This window comes from Bacteroides sp. D22, assembly GCF_000163675.1.
Taxonomy (GTDB): domain Bacteria; phylum Bacteroidota; class Bacteroidia; order Bacteroidales; family Bacteroidaceae; genus Bacteroides; species Bacteroides xylanisolvens.
Map to the genome: position 1 here is coordinate 123,879 of NZ_GG774802.1, position 20,606 is coordinate 144,484.

At 38.9% G+C, this 20,606-nt stretch carries 11 protein-coding genes; 9 read left to right on the plus strand and 2 right to left on the minus strand.

Annotation, left to right across the window (positions count from 1 at the left end; genetic code table 11):
* The first annotated feature begins 315 nt into the window (after positions 1–315).
* Genes HMPREF0106_RS15680 through HMPREF0106_RS15660 form a run of 5 tightly spaced genes read left to right on the plus strand, consistent with a single transcriptional unit; the run spans position 316 to position 8,215 of the window.
* Positions 316–3,480 (plus strand): SIR2 family protein, encoded by a 3,165-nt coding sequence (locus HMPREF0106_RS15680; protein WP_004308218.1) that lies wholly within the window; start codon positions 316–318, stop codon positions 3,478–3,480.
* A gap of 58 nt (positions 3,481–3,538) precedes the next feature.
* On the plus strand, positions 3,539–4,108 hold the full coding sequence (locus HMPREF0106_RS15675) for a hypothetical protein (protein ID WP_004318408.1): 570 nt from the start codon (positions 3,539–3,541) through the stop codon (positions 4,106–4,108).
* A 48-nt stretch (positions 4,109–4,156) separates the two neighbouring features.
* Positions 4,157–5,068 (plus strand): DUF5655 domain-containing protein, encoded by a 912-nt coding sequence (locus HMPREF0106_RS15670; protein ID WP_009039624.1) that lies wholly within the window; start codon positions 4,157–4,159, stop codon positions 5,066–5,068.
* 2 nt (positions 5,069–5,070) lie between these two features.
* Positions 5,071–6,456 (plus strand): DUF262 domain-containing protein, encoded by a 1,386-nt coding sequence (locus HMPREF0106_RS15665; RefSeq protein WP_009039625.1) that lies wholly within the window; start codon positions 5,071–5,073, stop codon positions 6,454–6,456.
* On the plus strand, positions 6,440–8,215 hold the full coding sequence (locus HMPREF0106_RS15660; protein ID WP_009039626.1) for a DUF262 domain-containing protein: 1,776 nt from the start codon (positions 6,440–6,442) through the stop codon (positions 8,213–8,215). Before HMPREF0106_RS15665 ends, HMPREF0106_RS15660 begins: the two co-directional genes overlap by 17 nt.
* A gap of 166 nt (positions 8,216–8,381) precedes the next feature.
* Here the strand turns inward: HMPREF0106_RS15660 and HMPREF0106_RS15655 are convergent, their stop codons facing one another.
* Positions 8,382–10,145: a helix-turn-helix domain-containing protein gene (locus tag HMPREF0106_RS15655; RefSeq protein ID WP_004317577.1), complete on the minus strand. Its 1,764-nt coding sequence runs from the start codon at positions 10,143–10,145 to the stop codon at positions 8,382–8,384.
* Positions 10,146–10,519: 374 nt separating this feature from the next.
* A complete protein-coding gene (locus tag HMPREF0106_RS15650; RefSeq protein WP_004308227.1) occupies positions 10,520–11,137 on the minus strand; it encodes a DNA polymerase ligase N-terminal domain-containing protein in 618 nt (205 codons plus the stop codon).
* 221 nt (positions 11,138–11,358) lie between these two features.
* Here HMPREF0106_RS15650 and HMPREF0106_RS15645 point away from each other — a divergent pair, with 221 nt between their 5' ends.
* From HMPREF0106_RS15645 to HMPREF0106_RS15630, 4 genes are all read left to right on the plus strand, one after another.
* Positions 11,359–13,827, plus strand: coding sequence for a glycosyl hydrolase family 95 catalytic domain-containing protein (locus HMPREF0106_RS15645; RefSeq protein ID WP_009039627.1), 2,469 nt, complete (start codon positions 11,359–11,361; stop codon positions 13,825–13,827).
* Positions 13,828–13,840: 13 nt separating this feature from the next.
* Positions 13,841–15,043, plus strand: coding sequence for a glycoside hydrolase family 105 protein (locus HMPREF0106_RS15640; RefSeq protein WP_008017793.1), 1,203 nt, complete (start codon positions 13,841–13,843; stop codon positions 15,041–15,043).
* A gap of 20 nt (positions 15,044–15,063) precedes the next feature.
* The gene (locus tag HMPREF0106_RS15635) at positions 15,064–16,530 is read left to right on the plus strand and encodes a glycoside hydrolase family 140 protein (protein WP_004308230.1); all 1,467 of its coding nucleotides are present in this window, start codon (positions 15,064–15,066) and stop codon (positions 16,528–16,530) included.
* A 129-nt stretch (positions 16,531–16,659) separates the two neighbouring features.
* Positions 16,660–20,520 carry a family 78 glycoside hydrolase catalytic domain gene (locus tag HMPREF0106_RS15630; protein WP_009039628.1) on the plus strand — a complete coding sequence of 1,287 codons (3,861 nt, stop codon included), beginning with the start codon at positions 16,660–16,662 and terminating at the stop codon, positions 20,518–20,520.
* Positions 20,521–20,606 lie beyond the last annotated feature (86 nt).

The window sequence follows — 20,606 nt, forward strand, 5'->3', positions numbered from 1 at the left end:
ACCTATGAAGAATAAATATCTATTTCCATAATACAGTTTCATGTTTTCTCATCAAATATAAATTCATATTACTAACAAGTAGAATATATTGTGTGTCATATTGATTTTTAAGAAATTATATTTTGTTCAGTTCATACATTGATAGCCTTATAAATTGATGTCTATTTATAAGGTCATTGATTTACAATTATATCAGCAATCAATCAAAATACAAAACATTTTAAAATGTCCGAAACATGAAACTAAATTAACTAGGAATACTTTAAAAAAATAATTATCTTTGTGCAATACTGAATAATTTATAAAATCGCAATAATGGAAAAAGATATAACTCTTGAATACGCGGCTTTTTTAAGATCTTTTAAACGAAATATTGATGTACCACATTCGTTCCTTTTAGGTGCTGGGGCTTCTATAAGTTCAGGGGTACAATCTGCTTATGATTGTATTTGGGAATGGAAAAAAGATATTTTCTTATCAAAAAATGTAAATTCATCAGAATATTACAAGAATTTCAAGGATAATGCTGTTAGGAAAAGCATTCAGAAGTGGCTAGATAATGAAGGTGGTTATCCTATATTAGATTCCCCCCAAGAGTATAGTTTTTATGCAGAAAATGCTTATCCTATTGCAGAAGATAGAAGAAAATATTTTTTTAGTCTCATAGAAAATATAGAACCTTACATTGGGTATAAGTTACTTTGCCTTTTAGCGGAACATAACATTGTTAAATCGGTGTGGACCACAAACTTTGATGGGTTAATCGTACGTGCAGCTCATCAGAATAGATTAACTCCTATCGAAATAAATTTAGATAATGTAGATAGAATTTATCGAAATCAAAGCTCTAAAGAACTCTTGACTATTGCCTTGCACGGGGATTATAAGTTTTCTACATTAAAGAATACTGACGAAGAACTAGACACCCAAAATGAAACCTTTAAAGATCACTTATCTAATTATCATATAGATAAGAACATGATAGTAATTGGATATAGTGGTAGAGATAAGTCTCTTATGGATGCTTTAAAAGAAACTTTCACAAAAAAAGGATCAGGTCGTCTATACTGGTGTGGGTATGGAGAAACCATCAATTCTGAAGTCTCAGAATTATTGTTGACTATTAGAGCGTCAGGAAGAGAAGCTTATTATGTGGCTACTGATGGTTTTGATAAGACGATGATTCATCTTTCAAAATCTGCTTTTGAAGATAATCCAATTATTTCATTACAAATAGATGAAACATTAAAAGATATATCTGAAAATGAACTCCATAATACAGATTTCACTTTAAATGTAACTAAAACAGACAAGTATATAAAAAGTAATCTTCATCCTATTATTTTTCCCAAAGAGGTTTTTCAATTTGAAATCGATTATGGAAATGAAAAACCTTGGAGTTTTTTGCGAATGCTTACAAAAGAGACAAATACTTGTGCTATTCCTTTTAAAAAGAAAGTCTTTGCATTAGGAACATTGAGTGAAATAAATGCTACATTTAAAAACTATCTTAGAAGTGATATTAAGCGTGAAGCTATTTCTAAAAAAGATATAGAAAATGTTGGAGCATTTAGGGCATTAATGCTACAGGCTGTCTTAAAGTATTTCACACATGACCCAAATATTGAGTCAGATAATAAAGATAAACTTTGGATGAAGTCGTCAGAACGCAATATTGGAAATATATCAATTCACAAAGCATTATCCCTATCGTTATTTTTTAGCAACAATAACGATTATGCTTATTTATCATTCTCTCCTACTGTCTATTTAACTTCTCCAGAGGAGATAGGTATAAAAAAGAAACAGGAAATCAGTAAGAAATTATTAGAAAAGCTCTATAATAATAAATATGATGAATATCTATCTTTATGGAATACTTTATTATTTGAAAATAAGCGATTGAAGTTTGAATATCCATTATGTTCAGGAACCGGATTTGAGTTTCAAATTTCCTGTAATTCTGCTTATGGTGAAATCAATGTCTTGGATTCTAATTTTAGAACATATAGCCTCCCATCTTTCGATAAGAGAAAAGCTCCATTTAAGGGAGTACAGTTCTTGGAACCTCAATTAGTATTCCGGAGCAAAGTAAATGATAACGAATCTCGAGACTATCATCCAATGCGAGGATTAACTAGTAATAGACCTTATGATGTAATTCTAAATGGAAGAATTTACTCTAACGAAATTAATTTATCTGTGATTTGTGGCCAAAAGTATTCTAATGCTTTTTACTCATTTCTATCACAATTACAAACAAAACATTTCACAGGAAATATCAATCCAGACTACTTGATTGATTATCCAGGGTTTACTTCTATTTTTAATATACCTATCAACGTTCCTTACTTTGAAGATAAAGACAATTGGTGTAATTTAGATTTCCAAAATGACAATAATCTAGAGGCTCATAAAAATGCTCTTCAACTAGCTAGACTTATCACTTCAAAAATTGACCAAATAGCAAATACTCATACACAGAGTACAATTGTTATATTCATCCCTGAAGAGTGGAGAACTTTTGAGAGTTATATATACAAAGGTGAAAGTTTTGATCTACATGACTATATAAAGGCGTTTGCTGCCTCAAGGGGTATTTCAACACAATTAATAAGAGAAGATACATTAAATGACAGTTTAAAATGTCAGATTTATTGGTGGCTTTCTCTCTCATTCTATGTTAAATCATTCAGAACCCCATGGATATTAAATAATCAAGAAAAAAACACAGCTTATGCAGGCATAGGATACAGTATTTCTAAAATTCTAGATAAACCGGAAATTGTTATTGGATGTAGCCATATATATGATTCTAACGGACAAGGATTAAAATATAAATTATCCAAAATTGATGACTATTATTTAGATAAACATTCAAATCCATATTTATCATATAATGATGCTTTTCAATTTGGAGTTTCAATAAGAGAATTATTTTACCAATCTCTGGACAAGCTTCCAGAGAGAGTTGTAATACATAAACGAACAAAATTTACAGAAGATGAAATAAATGGAATTAAAACCAGCTTAAATAAGGCTGGTATTCATAGAATCGATTTGATTGAGATTAACTATGAGTCAGATGCTCGTTTTTTGGCAATGCGTGTTGATAATCAAGCACAAATGCTGCAAGCAGATGGGTTTCCTATTTCGAGAGGTACCTGTATTTTGACAAATAAGAACTCTGCACTGCTTTGGACACATGGAATAGTTCCTTCTGTTAGACAGAATAATTACAAATTCTATTTAGGCGGAAGGAGTATTCCAGCTCCTCTTAAAATTACCAAACATTATGGTGATAGTAATATTAACACTATTGCTTCTGAAATCCTAGGGTTAACTAAAATGAATTGGAACTCATTTGACTTGTATTCTAAGTTACCCTCTACTATTGATTCCTCCAATCAGATCGCTAGAATAGGAAAATTGTTATCTCGATTTGAAGGAAAAACTTATGATTATAGGCTTTTTATCTAAAAAATATGATATTAGAATTACTCCAGAATGTATAATAAACAAATAATAAGAAATAACCATGGACAGAAGTTTACCAGTATTGTTAAAGCGTTTCTCGCCAGCAAATGATTTACAAACATTATCGGTGCAATTTACAGAAATAGCAAGAGCAGCTTTGTACGGAGGTTATTTTGTCGTTAATAAAGATGAATATCATATTTATCTGTTAGATATAGAATTCTATTTCCACAGCGAAGAAACAGATGGGATACATGAGCCTAAAATGTACCATAAAGGTAATCTGCCTTTCTTTCCCAAAGGTACACTTTGGCCCCATTTATCGGGAGTGGATGTAACTTTTGAGGATGATGAATACCAAAAGTATCGGGCTTCCTTCTTGATCCGTGGCTATAAATATATTGGAAAGGATGGAGAGGAATACATCAATGGTACAGATGATTTTCACCCACAACATTTATGGGAGGACCTGTTTGGTAACGCTTCTTTTCTACGCCCCAGTGGTTTAACCATAAAATGGCAATCGAATATATATTCTGAGGATGAACCACTCATTCAGTCTGCACGTATAAGAATGCCACAGTATGAAAGTGAAAACGAGCCTCACCCATGGAGGTTTTCTAAAAAATAATATATAGTTAAGAAAGTCTGAATCCGCAAAACAATTCAAAATAAAATTATGGCACTTTACAAATATAATACTTCAGGCGTCTTTTCTGAAATAAAGGAAAAGCCTTTTAAATTGGAAAGAGATATTCAACGCATGTTTGAAACCAATATGTCCGAAATCATGGGACTTGAAATGATAAAGTCCGAATTTACGATTAAAGACCGCCGTATTGATACGCTTGCCTTTGATCCTCAATCGAAGGCTTTTGTTATCATTGAATATAAGAGGGAAAGAAACTCCAGTGTCATAGATCAAGGGTTTACTTACCTAAGCCTAATGCTGCAAAATCAGGCTGATTTTATTCTGGAATATAATGAAACACAAGCTAGGAACTTGAAACGGAATGATGTGGACTGGTCGCAGACAAAAGTCGTTTTTGTTTCACAAGGATTCACGCCTAACCAACGAGAGGCCGTCAACTTCAAAGATTTATCCATTGAGTTATGGGAAGTGAAGCGCTATGAGAATGATAGTGTATTCATCACCCCTATTCGTAAAAGTCACGCATCGGCAAGTATTAAAACTGTGATGCAGAATAGTCCGGAATTTAAAGAAGTAACAGAGAAAATTAAAGAGTATTCGGAGGAAAATTTATTAAAAGGAAAATCTGATGATGTAGTAGAATTATACGAGAGTTATAAGAATGCAATTCTTAATTTGAATACAGAAATTGAAGTTAAACCACAAAAGTGGTATATTTCATTCAAAAAGGCCAACAGCCATATTTGTGCACTTGAAATCCAGAAAAATGGAATAAAGCTTACTATAAATGTAGCCAAAGGACATTTAGAAGATAGTAAGCAATTAACAAGGGATATTTCAACTGTCGGACATTTTGGTAATGGAGATTATGAACTCAAAATCTCGGATACTAAATATTTAGAATATATCATGAGCCTTGTGAAGCAAGCGATTAAATAAATATGGCTAATTATTGTAACACAAAAGATTGTATTGATAAATTCAATCTTCACAAAAAGAATGAGATTTCCAGCCCATATACACGGGAATTAGAGTTTAAAGAACTTACCAATTCTCAAGAAAAGGTCGTTTTGGAAACCAAAAATTTGCAAGATTTATTTTCTTCCAATTTGGTTATTCCCGATTATCAGCGAACCTATTGCTGGGAAGATAAAAATGTTACAGACCTTTGGGACAATTTGCTTGAAATGCCCCACAACAGTGACTATCATTTAGGATCTATCATCTTACAAAGAAGAACTGTGAATGATTGCACTCTTTACAACATAATTGATGGACAACAACGCCTTGTCACTTTAACGCTTATTATGCGCGAGTTAGGATATACGGGGCAGATGCCTTTGCTTAAACAAAAATTCATATCAAAAGACGCACGTCTCCATGTGGCCAATAACAAAGTACTGATTAGAACTCTCAATCAGAGAAATACAGACACAACTATGTTGGAACGTCTGTCCCATCACCTGATTTTCTCTGTACTAATTCTTAATGATAGCAATCTCGATCTGGCATATACATTCTTCTCAAATCAAAATTCAAAGGGTGTATCACTTTCAGACTATGATTTGCTAAAAGCGCACCATCTACGCTATCTAAACATTGAGGATCAAGCAGAGCATCTTGCTATGAGATGGAACGATCTTTCATTAGAATGTGACAACAATGGAGATTCTTATCTTACCCATACTTTGGGAGTACATCTCTTCAGATTAAGAAAATGGATGCGGAAGCATAATGTGGAGGAATTTCAGCCACGCAAGGTAAAGGAAGAGTTTTCGGCTGCCCGTATTATGTCCAGTATTCCTGCTTTTGGAGAAAAATTCTATTTCTATGAGAAAATCCAAGGTGGTTCGCATTTCTTTGCATACACTTCTATTTTTGTAGATAAATACAAGGAGTTTATCCGTACCAGGCAAATACAGCTACTAAGGAATCATCTTCAATGGGAGTCTCATTGGAAATATGCCGATATCATAGAAAGCCTCATGTTCGGTTATTTTATAAAATTCGGACATCAATATTTATCTGAAGCGTTGTTCTGTATTGCCGGAATCATGGCGCAGCATAGATATAGTGCCACGCGCGCTATCTTTTATAAGATTCGTGAATTCGCAAAAGATTCAGAAATTATAATGATGATAGATCAGGCATCTTCACCCACATTCTTTCTTGCCGAGGCCATTCCTTATATCAGGATTAGTGGATTGGAGCAAGAAGGTGACATCAAAGAGCGATTCTATAGATGTTTAAGACGTATCTTCTGTGAGCTAAATGATTTTTCGGATAAAACAATAATCGAAAAGAAAAACAATGAATATGGAGAATAAATATACGCCGGAACTTATTGCTACAAGTCAGTTTAAGTTTTCTATTCCGCTTTACCAACGTTTATTTGCATGGAAAAAGAAAGAGGTTACCAAACTTCTTTTTGATCTTAAGGAGCATTTTGCAAAGATGCCTGCCGATGAGCCATATTATCTCGGTATGCTTACTTGTATTGATATGAAAAATCATTATGACTTAATTGACGGTCAGCAACGATTTACAGTCATAACTCTTTTTGCCATCATTTTTAAGGAATATGATGATAAATGGTCCGGTTTCTTAATGGATGGTAATCGCCTTAATTTCATAGCGAGAAGCGATGATAAGGCATATATAAAGAGCAAGATCAAAGGTTATCCGACTAAAGCGTATGTCAATAAGAATATGGAAGAGGGACTCGCCGCTATAAAAGGTTTCTTAGAATCCAATTTTAATACTCAGGAGGAACGGATTGAGTTTGTGCAACAGGTTTTCACACGATTGACATTTTTCTTTTCTTACTTACCATCAAGCTATCTTGCAGATACCACTTCGCTGAATAAATATTTTGAAGCGATGAATGCACAAGGAAAAGGACTAGAACAGCATGAGATTCTCAAAGTGCAACTGATGCGGGGAGAAAAGGAACAGGATTACTTGACGCATATTTGGAATCTGGCCTCCATGATGGATCATCCTATCATTGCGAAGGAAGAAAACCAAGACGAGGCTTGTTACCGTCAATTTTATGAAGAAGCTATAAGTCTTTGTCGTCAGAAACGATTTCATGAAGCTTTAGAAAAGTGCAGATATACGTCTCTCGATGACGAGGAGGAGTATTCTATAGATGTAATCCAACCTGAAAAAATAGAGTTTAAACAGAATAGCTATGAAGATGGCGAAAACAGTATTATATCATTTCCGGAGTTTCTTCTTTTGGTGCTTGATGTATGTACTGGTGGCGAGCAACCAGCCAGTCATTATCAACCGGATAAACTGATAGAGAAGTTTGATGCTCTGAAAACGCATTTCACTGCAGGGGAATTTTACGAAAAAATGCTTTATTATCGGCTACTGCTTGATTATTATACGATTAGAAGAGATATCAAGGATGGGCAGGGTAATTACAGTTTAATTCTGAAAGGTCCAAAGGATGATAATGATAAATTAAAGCAATACCAATCGATGCTTTACGTTTCAACGGAGGCTTTCTACAATTGGCTTAAACCTTATTTGAGAAAATTAGAGCAAGACGAACTCCAGTCCTGTGCAGAGATGCTCGCATTCCTTAAAAAAGAAGATAATGAACGTCACAGCATATTACCTGCCAGAAAAGATCTTTCATATAAAGCATCCGGTAACATTAGGTACTGGTTTTGGCGTTTAGACTATTACCTTTGGGAACAACGCAGCACTTTCTTCAATGAAGAAGAACAGAAGATTGTAGAGCACTATGTGTTTCGGAGAAATCGTTCTATTGAACATCTGCATCCTCAAGACGAATCACACAATGAAGAATGGGAGGAAGAAGCTGTACATTCATTTGGCAATCTTGCCATGATTTCTCAAAGTTTCAATTCACAACAAAGTAATGACCATATACAAATAAAGTTTGCCCGAATCCATGAGCAAATCAGCAACAAATCACTGCAAAGCATTAAGATGTTTTTAATGTGTAAACTCGCTGACTTTAACTATCAAAATTGGACAATGAAATTGGCTAAAGAACACGAAAATGAAATGATTGAATTTTTAGAACGGTCTTTCTATATATCAGATTGAATCGTATATTGTTATATAACACATTATTTTAGTCTAAGTTCAAATACTTGATAGGTTTCCTTTAATTAGCAAAGCTATATGTTCTTCTCTATCTAATATTTACAATGAATATAGTACATATTTTAGTTTATATCATTTAAACTGAAAATATGTACTATATATTCTTTTACCCTATAATACTTTTAATGTAATCCGTAGGACATACATGATAAAAGTCTTTGAACTTCTTTCCAAAATATTTAGCATCACAATATCCCAGCATTCCTGCAATTTCCGAAACAGTGTATTGTTGGGAGGCCAGCAGTTTAAGTGCCCTGCCCATTTTGAACGAATAGATATAATTTTCCGGAGGATTCCCGGTTATCTCTCGTATCCTGCTATAAAAAGCAGTACGGCTCATTCCTATATCGATGCTTAATTTATCTATTGTATATTTATCAGTAGAAAGGTTCGTTTCCAGGATTTTATTGACTTTATCCATAAATATCTGATCCGTATTTTCTGTTTCCATTTCTTCTTTGGTGGGTACCATTGGGAAAACAGCATCCGACAAAAACAATTTGACCCGTTCACGCAAGACCATGCGGTTTTCTACAAGCATACGTATGTTTGCCCTTAGCCTGCAAATGCTTTCTGTTCGTAATTCCAGACGATCCGCCCCACTTCCTAAATGAGACAAATAACTTTCGTTATCAAAGGCCCTTATCAAAAGAACAACCGGTATATACCCTATCATTTTATCTGTTTTGATCCGGAAACTAAGTGTATCTCCATTTGTTCCGTTTACATTATCGTCAATAATTATAGCATCAGGATTTTGGCGGACTACTGTATCCTTCAGCAAATCAGGATCCTCCAAAGCTGAAATCTGAAAATACCGCGATAAGGCTTTTTTTAAATAATTCCTGAATGCCCCGTCCGCCATTACCAATAAGATATGGGATGTATCTTTTGTTTTAGTATTCGGGGTATCATCTTTATCACTTTCTGAAGATTCTTTAGTTTTTTTCTTCGTGTTTGTTGAAGAATGTTTGATAGCCGAACATTCCTGATTCCGGCAATGACAATCTGTTGGAATGACAATTTGGAAAGCAAATGATTTGCCATGTCTATATCCGTTTATTTTTCCACCATGCAGGCGAATGATTTTTCTTACAGTCCACAAATCACTATACCCATATATGGGAAATATGACCGGAATAAAAGGAAACATTTTCCCTACTCTTTTGTCTGCTATCTCACAATTAGTAATCTGCAACTGCCAGGAATCTATTGTATGTGTTATATTGATTGATATGCAACAGCCTAAATCGGAAGCCAAAATTAGTTTGCTTATAAGATGTTGAAGCGCTGCCGTCATTATGTTCTCATTGATCCTGCAACTGACGCAATCCGAACATTCGCTGACAGTCAGTTGTATACGGCGCGAATCAGCATAAGGTCGACATTGATTGACAATAGAAGTAATATAAGAAGAGAGTTCCAAATTTGCCGTTGATGTCTTAGGAAGTATTTTTTTGTTTACCTTATTAAGGGTTACAATATTCTGATTGCAATATATGATGCATTCGGTATACCCCAATGCCTCTTCTACTTGTTGGGAAAGCGATTCGGGAAGATTACCGGTTTTAAGTTCTTCCAATTGATTTCGTAACAGTATCAACGGGGTATGCGTAGTATGGAGCATGTTCATAGCTATCTTAAGTTTTTCATGTGACAACAACTGGACATTATACTCTACCGTAAGATACGCAAACAAAACAATAAATAGCCCAATGCCGAAACTCTCTACGGGAACTGCATAACCAAGCAATGATAAATCAGGCAAAATTACGCCAATAGCTTGTTTACTGTTTACTAAATTGGCTCCACTATCTATAGAAAGTAAAGCGCGAAAGTTTAATAATAAACTCAGGTAACAATCATTCATACTTATATAGGATTTGATTAATACTTACATTTTCAGCAAAACACGTTTGATGACCTTTTAACGTGTCTAAATCCGGCACAAGTATAAACTTTTCAACGTCCACATATGAGGTAGATTCTAACAAAAGCAATGGGTGTTTTCTATCAAAAGTGGTAACAATATCGTTTGTTACCGAAATATCAAGGGATAGATTCTAAAATCATCATTTTATTTGGTAAAACATAGTAATTGTAAAATATTTTATCACAAAACAATACAACCACACGAGCATATAGTTCCACTTAATCATTAGAATAATGAAATAAGTAGAATTATCAAGCCGCGTATATAATTTGAAAATAATAGACTTCTGATAAGTACTGTCAGATCATAGTTTACAGGAATACCTCATCATAAGACGGAATAATCTTTGCATCGTAAACGTGAGTGGCCGCAAATACATCATCTTTCTTTATCAACAGCCAGTCTTTATCCTGATCATCCATATTGGTATGTATAAGGACAAATAGCCCTTTGAGTTTATGCCCGTGTAACTTGAATTCAAGTATTCCATTTTTAATAGCAGCGGAAATGTTACGATTATTACCAACGTAAGCATAGGTTCCACTATCCCATATTTCCACCGTACCTGCTCCATAGTTACCTTCCGGTATAACTCCTTCAAAGTGCGCATAACTCAAGGGGTGGTCTTCTACTTCTATGGCCAACCTCTTATCTTTTGGATTCATGGAAGGTCCTTTAGGCACCACCCAACTTTTTAATACTCCATCCACTTCCAAACGAAAATCGAAATGAAAATGACTGGCATCATGCTTCTGAACAACAAAAACAGGCATTCGATTGGGAGTTTCCACCGTATCCGCCATCGGTTCCGGTGTTTTACCGAATTGCCTTTTTGCCCGGTACTCTTTGAGGTTGATCATAGAGGCTTCAACCGCCTGCTTTTCTACCATTTTGATGTTTTTTCCTTCATCGGGAGAATTCTTTGCCATAATCTGTATTTTTTAGGTGAATAAAAAAACGAATGATTCAATGTGACAACAATCAGTATATCTGTTTGTTTGTCGAAATTCATCTATTTTAATGGCTTTAGAACTGTGTTTAAGTTTGCTAACTTATTTTTAGTCTTCTCCCTTTCTTACTGCCTGCATAGTGGGTACAAAAATCCCTTTCAATCGTCCTTTTATAAAAGTATAAAAGCAATTGGAAGGAAATGAATAAAAAGAGATTAATCGGATATCTGTTCGTCACGATGTCTGTTGGTTGTATTCAGGCGCAGGAACAGAAGTCTTCTGTACCCGAATACAAGCTATGGTACGACTGTCCCGCACAGGTATGGACCGAGGCATTACCCCTTGGGAATGGTCGTTTGGGGGCCATGGTATATGGAACACCAGGCACAGAACAAATACAACTAAACGAAGAAAGCATTTGGGCGGGACGTCCCAATAATAACGCCAATCCAGATGCACTGGAATATATTCCGAAAGTGCGTGAACTGGTCTTTGCCGGAAAATACCTTGAAGCTCAGACACTGGCCACAGAAAAGGTAATGGCAAAGACTAATTCAGGAATGCCATACCAAAGTTTTGGTGACCTGCGAATCGCTTTTCCAGGTCATACACGTTATTCCAATTATTACAGGGAATTAAGTCTGGATTCCGCACGTGCAATCGTACGTTATGAAGTAGACGGAGTGCAGTATCAACGCGAAACGATCACCTCATTCACCGATCAGGTAGTAATGGTACGACTGACCGCCAATCGTCCTGGACAAATTACTTTCAATGCACAACTCACTTCCCCTCACCAGGATGTTATGATCGCTTCTGAAGAGGGAAACTGTGTGACACTCTCGGGAGTCTCTTCCTTGCATGAAGGATTGAAAGGGAAAGTAGAATTTCAAGGCAGATTGACTGCTAAAAATAAAGGTGGGAAAATAGCTTGTGCCGATGGAATACTTTCTGTTGAGAAAGCCGACGAAGCGGTTATCTATGTATCCATTGCAACTAATTTCAACAACTATCAAGATATCACCGGTAATCAGACAGAGCGGGCAAAGAACTATTTGGCGAAAGCAATGGTTCATCCGTTCATTGAATCGAAGAAGAATCATGTTGATTTTTACCGACAATATCTGACACGCGTTTCTCTTGATTTGGGACGAGACCAATATGCGAATGTAACCACCGATAAGCGTGTGGAGAATTTCAAAAACACCAATGACACACATCTGGTTGCCACCTATTTTCAATTCGGACGTTATTTGTTGATCTGTTCTTCCCAACCGGGAGGACAACCCGCCAATTTACAAGGAATTTGGAATGACAAATTATTCCCTTCCTGGGATAGCAAATATACTTGTAACATCAATTTGGAAATGAATTACTGGCCTTCGGAAGTAACGAATCTAAGTGAACTGAATGAACCGTTATTCCGTCTGATAAAAGAAGTGAGTAACACAGGAAAAGAGACGGCTAAGATTATGTATGGAGCCAACGGATGGGTGTTGCATCATAACACGGATATATGGCGCATCACAGGAGCAGTTGACAAAGCTCCTTCGGGTATGTGGCCCAGTGGTGGCGCATGGCTTTGCCGACATCTTTGGGAGCGTTATCTATACACCGGAGATGTGGAATTCCTGCGTTCTGTCTATCCGATACTGAAAGAGTCCGGACGTTTCTTTGATGAAATTATGGTGAAAGAACCCGTACACAACTGGCTGGTAGTCTGCCCCAGTAATTCACCGGAGAATGTACATTCGGGAAGTAACGGGAAAGCTACTACAGCTGCCGGATGCACCATGGACAACCAATTGATTTTCGATCTTTGGACAGCAATTATATCTGCTTCTCAAATACTGGATACAGATCAGGAGTTTGCCTCTCATCTGACACAACGTCTCAAAGAAATGGCTCCCATGCAGGTGGGACATTGGGGGCAATTACAAGAGTGGATGTTCGACTGGGATGATCCGAAGGACGTACATCGTCACATTTCTCATTTGTACGGACTCTTCCCCAGCAATCAGATTTCCCCTTACCGTACTCCTGAACTATTTGATGCAGCACGTACTTCTCTGATTCATCGTGGCGACCCGTCGACCGGGTGGAGCATGGGATGGAAAGTTTGCCTTTGGGCACGCCTGCTTGATGGCGACCACGCCTACAAGCTGATAACTGACCAGCTGACTCTCGTACGCAATGAAAAGAAAAAAGGAGGCACCTACCCTAACCTGTTCGATGCGCATCCGCCATTTCAGATTGATGGAAACTTTGGTTGTGCCGCAGGCATTGCAGAGATGTTGATGCAAAGCTACGACGGTTTTATATATTTGCTTCCCGCACTGCCTACCGTTTGGAAAGAAGGTTCTATCAAAGGAATCATTGCCCGTGGAGGTTTCGAACTTGATTTGAGTTGGAAAAACGGGAAAGTCAGCCGACTGGTTGTCAAATCTCATAAGGGAGGAAATTGTCGTTTACGTTCGCTCAACCCATTAACCGGGAATGGCTTGAAGCGTGCCAAAGGTGAAAATCCGAACCCTCTTTATGCAGTCCCCACCATTCCGGAGCCATTGATTAACGAAAAGGCCAACTTGAACAAAGTGGAAATTGCAGAGACATACCTCTATGACCTACCTACCAAAGCAGGAAAAGAATATGTATTGATTGGAAAATAATAACTCGACCGATATGAACAAAAACTTATTGAAACTGATTGTCGCCTGTGGAACTGCTTGTTTCCTGGCTTGCGCAGCACCTCAAAAAACAGAAACGGAAAAATGGAGTGAACGCATGGCACGCTCCGAAATGAAACGTTTCCCCGAACCCTGGATGATTGAAAAAGCTAAAAAACCACGCTGGGGATATACCCACGGACTAGTAGTGAAATCCATGTTGGAAGAATGGAAACATACCGGGGACAGCGTATATTATGAGTATGCCAAAATATATGCAGATAGTCTGATCGATGCTGACGGACATATCAAAACCATGAAATATCTTTCATTCAATATTGATAATGTCAACGGCGGAAAGATTCTTTTCGATCTTTACGCACAGACCGGAGACGAACGTTACAAAATAGCCATGGATACTTTGCGCAAGCAAATGGCAGAGCAACCTCGTACCAGTGAGGGAGGATTCTGGCATAAATTGAGATATCCTCATCAAATGTGGCTGGACGGAATTTTTATGGCTTCTCCTTATCTGGTTCAATATGGTGCTACTTTTAATGAGCCCGCTTTATTTGACGAAGCAACAAAACAGATTCTTTTGATAAATAGCAAGACTTATGATCCTGCAACAGGACTTTATTATCACGGATGGGATGAAAGTCGCGAACAGAAATGGTCAAATCCTGAAACGGGTTGTTCTCCTAATTTTTGGAGTCGCAGTATCGGATGGTATGGAGCTGCTATTGTAGATGTACTGGACTTCCTGCCACAGGAAACTACCGGACGCGACAGCATTATACAAATTCTACAGGGATTGGCAAAAGCGATTGTGAAATACCAAGATCCTTCATCCGGAACCTGGTATCAGGTAACCGATCAGGGAGCACGTGAAGGTAATTATTTGGAATCATCTGCCACTGCCCTGTTTATCTATACGCTTGCCAAAGCTATCAATAAAGGATATATTGGCAACGAGTATATCGAACCGACACAAAAAGCCTTTGACGGAATGGTAAAGACATTTACCCGTTTGGAAGAGGATGGCAGCTATACAATTACCAATTGCTGTGCTGTTGCAGGATTGGGCGGAGATTCAAAAAGATATCGTGACGGCTCATTTGAATATTATATCAGTGAACCGATCATAGAAAATGATCCGAAATCGGTAGGTTCATTCATCTTGGCTGCTATTGAGTATGAGAAAATGACTAAAAAATAAACTAAAAACGATAAAATACAATGAGAAAATTCAAGATTATTCCCCTTTTGTTGCTGCTATTGACAATGGCAACTTCGGCTGCAGCACAGAAGAAAACACAAAAGACGTATATCCCCTGGGACAACGGCAAACTCGTAGTTTCCGAAGAGGGACGTTACCTGAAACACGAAAACGGTGCTCCTTTCTTTTGGTTAGGAGAAACCGGTTGGCTATTGCCCGAACGCTTGAACCGGGATGAAGCCGAATATTACCTGGAACAATGCAAACGTCGCGGATACAACGTGATTCAGGTTCAAACGTTGAACAATGTTCCGTCTATGAATATCTACGGACAATATTCGATGATTGACGGATACAACTTCAAAAACATCAATCAAAAAGGCGTATACGGTTATTGGGATCACATGGATTACATTATCCGTACAGCAGCCAAGAAAGGTCAGTATATCGGCATGGTCTGCATTTGGGGAAGCCCGGTGAACCGGGGCGAGATGACTGTAGAACAGGCAAAAGCATACGGCAAGTTTTTGGCAGAGCGTTATAAGGACGAACCGAATATTATCTGGTTTATCGGTGGAGATATCCGTGGCGACGTGAAAACTGCTGAATGGGAAGCTTTGGCAACCTCTATCAAAGCTATCGACAAAAATCACCTGATGACATTCCATCCACGTGGAAGAACAACTTCCGCAACTTGGTTCAATAACGCTCCCTGGTTGGATTTCAACATGTTTCAAAGCGGACATCGTCGCTACGGGCAACGTTTCGGAGATGGTGACTACCCTATCGAAGAAAATACGGAAGAAGATAACTGGCGTTTTGTAGAACGCAGCCTGGCCATGAAACCCATGAAGCCTGTGATTGACGGTGAACCGATCTATGAAGAAATACCTCATGGTCTGCACGATGAAAACGAACTGTTGTGGAAGGATTATGACGTACGTCGTTATGCTTATTGGTCTGTATTTGCAGGTTCTTTCGGACATACTTACGGTCATAATTCCATCATGCAATTTATCAAACCGGGTGTAGGTGGTGCTTATGGTGCAAAGAAACCTTGGTATGATGCGTTGAATGATCCGGGCTACAATCAGATGAAGTATCTGAAAAACCTGATGTTGACTTTCCCGTTCTTCGAACGCATACCCGATCAGTCTATCATCACAGGACAGAATGGAGAACGTTATGACCGCGCTATCGCTACACGTGGAAATGATTATCTGATGGTATACAACTATACCGGACGTCCGATGGAAGTTGATTTCAGCAAGATTAGCGGCGCAAAAAAGAATGCCTGGTGGTACACCACGAAAGATGGTAAACTGGAATACATCGGAGAATTTGATAACGGAGTGCACAAATTCCAGCACGACAGTGGTTATTGCAGTGGAAACGATCATATTCTGATTGTAGTGGATAGTAGTAAGAACTATGTAGAGAAGGCCTGGACAGAATTACCAAATGCACAACAAAAATGGGCTAAATAATTTTGTATTATTAGGCACAGATTACACGGATTTCACGGCTTTCAGAATGACAGATAAGTAAAACGACAGCGTTAATCCATGCAATCCGTGCCTAAATTTATTATATAAACGAATTATGAGAACATACTTATGAATAAAAGAATAGTATCATTTTTCTTTCTTCTGCTCTTTGCAGGTTCACTATACGCAGCCATAGGTATCACTGACCTGCGAACGGAGCAGTTGAAAAATCCGGCAGGTATCGATGTGCGCCAACCCCGATTGAGTTGGCGCATCGAATCGGATGAACAGAATGTGATACAAACTGCGTATCACATTCTTGTCGCATCTTCCCCGGAGCTATTGGAACAAGGAAAAGGAGATATTTGGGATTCAGGAAAGATTGAATCTGACGCTTCCCAATGGATCACTTATCAGGGAAAAACATTAAAATGTAATGCCTCCTACTATTGGAAAGTGAAAATAGACACCAACAAAGGTGCAACAAATTGGAGTGCTCCGGCTTTCTGGACCACCGGACTATTTAATGAAGCGGACTGGCAAGGGCAATGGATCGGCTTGGACAGGGCCGCTCCCGGAGACAGCGAAACACAATGGAGCCGTTTGGCAGCCCGTTATCTCCGTAAAGAGTTTGCAGTAAAGAAAAGTGTGAAACGTGCCACAGTACATATCGCCGGAATGGGATTGTACGAGTTGTTTATCAACGGACAACGCATCGGCAATCAAGTACTGGCACCTGCTCCTACCGACTACCGGAAAACAATTCTGTACAACACATACGATGTTACTTCACTGCTTCAAACAGAAAATGCTATTGGAGTAACTCTTGGAAATGGTCGCTTCTATACGATGCGTCAGAACTATAAACCGTATAAGATACCGACTTTCGGTTATCCTAAACTCCGGTTGAACCTGATTGTGGAATATGCAGACGGCAGCAAAGAAACGATTACTACAAACACTTCATGGAAATTGACTACTGAAGGTCCTATCCGTAGCAATAATGAATATGATGGCGAAGAATATGATGCCCGTAAAGAGCTAGGAGCCTGGACTCAAACCGGATATGATGACAAAAACTGGATGCCGGCCCAACGTGTCAGTATTCCTTCAGGAACATTGCGCGCACAAATGATGCCGGGCATGAAAGTCACAGAAACCTTAAAGCCTGTTTCTATTAAAAAGCTCGGTAACAAATATATCCTGGATATCGGTCAGAATATGGCGGGCTGGGTACGTTTCCGGATAAAAGGACAGGCTGGCGATAGCATCCGTCTCCGTTTTGCAGAAAGTCTGCAAGACAATGGCGAACTTTATACAAAAAACTTCAGGGATGCCCGTTCTACAGATGTATATGTTGTCAGTGGACGCGAAACAAAAGATGCTACCTGGGCACCTCGCTTTATTTATCATGGGTTCCGTTATGTAGAAGTCAGCGATTATCCGAATGCGAAGGCAGAAGATTTCGTTGCCGAAGTAGTAGAAGATGAAATGGAGCATATCGGTACTTTCAACTGTTCTGACGAAACTCTGAATAAGATTATCCGCAATGCATTTTGGGGAATCCGGAGCAACTATAAAGGGATGCCGGTTGACTGTCCGCAACGGAATGAACGCCAACCATGGTTGGGTGACCGTACCATGGGCTGTTGGGGAGAAAGCATGCTTTTCGATAATTACGCCATGTATACCAAATGGACGCGTGACATCCGTGAAGCACAACGGGAAGACGGCTGTATTCCTGATGTAGCCCCAGCATACTGGAACTACTACTCGGACAATGTGACCTGGCCTGCCGCTTTACCAATGGCCTGCGACATGCTTTTCACAAACTTTGGAGATAAACGTCCGATCGAAGAGAATTATCCGGCTATCAAGAAGTGGGTATCTCATATCCGGGAATACTATATGACAGAAGATTTTATCATTACCAAAGATAAATATGGTGACTGGTGCGTTCCACCCGAATCACTGGAGTTAATTCATAGTAAGGACCCTTCCCGCAAGACTGACGGAGCTTTGATCGCAACGGCTTATTATCTGAAGGTATTACAACTGATGCACCGCTTTGCAAGCTTGCAAGGGCTGAAAGCTGACGCAGAAGAATGGGAAGATTTGGAACATCGCATGAAAGACGCATTCAATGCCCGTTTTCTACACATAAAAGAAAGTACTTCTCCCGTACCGGGACATACCTTATATCCGGACAGTATTTTCTATGGTAACAACACAGTTACTGCCAATATCTTGCCACTTGCTTTTGGTCTAGTGCCAAAGAACTACATCAATGAAGTAGCTAAAAATGCCGTAACTTCCATTATTACAACCAACAAGGGACATATAAGTACCGGAGTAATCGGTGTACAATGGCTATTGCGTGAATTGAGCCGTCGCGGTCATGCCAATGTAGCTTATCTACTGGCTACCAATAAAACATATCCTTCCTGGGGATATATGGTTGAAAAAGGTGCTACCACTATTTGGGAGTTATGGAACGGTGATACGGCAAATCCTGAAATGAATAGCGGTAATCACGTGATGCTTTTAGGTGATTTATTGCCTTGGTGCTTCAATAACCTAGCAGGTATCCGTGCGGACCGCTGGAAGTCCGGTTACAAGCATATCGTCTTCCAGCCGGCTTTTGAAATTCAGGAGTTGAGTAACGTGGATGCATCGTACATGAGTATCTACGGAAAAATAACCAGCCGATGGACAAAGACTCCCACACATTTGGAATGGGATATCGAACTTCCCGCCAATACGACGGGGGAAGTACATCTTCCGGATGGACGGAAAGAAAAAATCGGTTCGGGAAAATATCATTTCAGTGTAGACATTCCCACCCGGAATACGGCTATTCTGACTGATGAATTTCTGTATGAAAACGCTTCTTTCCCCGAATGTCATGGAGCTACGATAGTAGAGCTGAAAAATGGTGATCTCGTAGCCTCTTTCTTCGGAGGAACCAAAGAGCGCAATCCGGATTGTTGCATCTGGGTATGTCGTAAACCTAAAGGCTCTAAAGAATGGACCGCCCCCAAACTTGCTGCCGACGGTGTGTTTTCACTCAAAGACCCACAAGCAGTATTGGCCGGAATCGATTCAACCTGTACCCCGGTGAAAGATGCAAAAGGAACACTTATTGCCCGCAGAAAAGCTTGCTGGAACCCGGTTCTTTTCCAGATTCCCGGAGGTGACCTGATTCTGTTTTATAAAATAGGTTTGAAAGTGAGCGACTGGACAGGATGGCTTGTCCGTTCACGCGACGGAGGAAAAACCTGGAGCAAACGCGAAGCGCTTCCGAAAGGTTTTCTTGGACCTATTAAGAATAAACCGGAATATATCAATGGGCGTATCATCTGCCCTTCCAGTACGGAAGGAAGTAACGGATGGCGTGTCCATTTCGAGATTTCCGATGATAAAGGCAAGACCTGGAAGATGGTCGGACCACTGGATGCCGAGTTATCTGTCCCCACCCAAAATCGTAAAAAGGGAGGTGTGAATGTGGATGACCAGGAAGGCGGAGAAGCGATCGAAGGAGAAGGAGCCAAACCTGTTTATGCAATACAACCCAGTATTTTGAAGCATAAGGATGGAAGATTACAGATACTCTGCCGTACACGTAACGCACAGGTAGCAACTGCGTGGAGCAGTGATAATGGTGACACATGGAGTAAAGTTACGTTGCTGGATGTCCCGAATAATAATTCCGGTACGGATGCCGTGACAATGAAAGACGGTAGACATATCCTTATCTACAATAATTTCTCTACATTGCCCGGAACTCCGAAAGGTCCGCGTACTCCGCTCTGTGTGGCCGTTTCAGAAGATGGTATCAATTGGCAGCCTGTTCTTACATTAGAAGATAGTCCGATCAGCCAATACTCTTACCCTAGCATTATTCAGGGGAAAGACGGGAAGCTGCATGCCATTTATACATGGCGCCGTCAACGAATTAAATATGCAGAGATAGATCCGACGAAGTTTTAAATATTGAACGATCATCTGAATGAAATCGACCGCTCCTTTGCCCGCAAAAGAGCGGTCGATTCTTGTATTTATCCATTTTATACTTT

Bases quoted from the DNA above. Each gene is read 5' to 3' on its own strand.
- HMPREF0106_RS15660 (WP_009039626.1), top strand. From the start codon at position 6,440: ATGAATATGGAGAATAAATATACGCCGGAACTTATTGCTACAAGTCAG.
- HMPREF0106_RS15640 (WP_008017793.1), top strand. From the start codon at position 13,841: ATGAACAAAAACTTATTGAAACTGATTGTCGCCTGTGGAACTGCTTGT.
- HMPREF0106_RS15675 (WP_004318408.1), top strand. From the start codon at position 3,539: ATGGACAGAAGTTTACCAGTATTGTTAAAGCGTTTCTCGCCAGCAAAT.
- HMPREF0106_RS15680 (WP_004308218.1), top strand. From the start codon at position 316: ATGGAAAAAGATATAACTCTTGAATACGCGGCTTTTTTAAGATCTTTT.
- HMPREF0106_RS15630 (WP_009039628.1), top strand. From the start codon at position 16,660: ATGAATAAAAGAATAGTATCATTTTTCTTTCTTCTGCTCTTTGCAGGT.
- HMPREF0106_RS15645 (WP_009039627.1), top strand. From the start codon at position 11,359: ATGAATAAAAAGAGATTAATCGGATATCTGTTCGTCACGATGTCTGTT.
- HMPREF0106_RS15665 (WP_009039625.1), top strand. From the start codon at position 5,071: ATGGCTAATTATTGTAACACAAAAGATTGTATTGATAAATTCAATCTT.
- HMPREF0106_RS15670 (WP_009039624.1), top strand. From the start codon at position 4,157: ATGGCACTTTACAAATATAATACTTCAGGCGTCTTTTCTGAAATAAAG.
- HMPREF0106_RS15650 (WP_004308227.1), bottom strand. From the start codon at position 11,137: ATGGCAAAGAATTCTCCCGATGAAGGAAAAAACATCAAAATGGTAGAA.
- HMPREF0106_RS15655 (WP_004317577.1), bottom strand. From the start codon at position 10,145: ATGAATGATTGTTACCTGAGTTTATTATTAAACTTTCGCGCTTTACTT.
- HMPREF0106_RS15635 (WP_004308230.1), top strand. From the start codon at position 15,064: ATGAGAAAATTCAAGATTATTCCCCTTTTGTTGCTGCTATTGACAATG.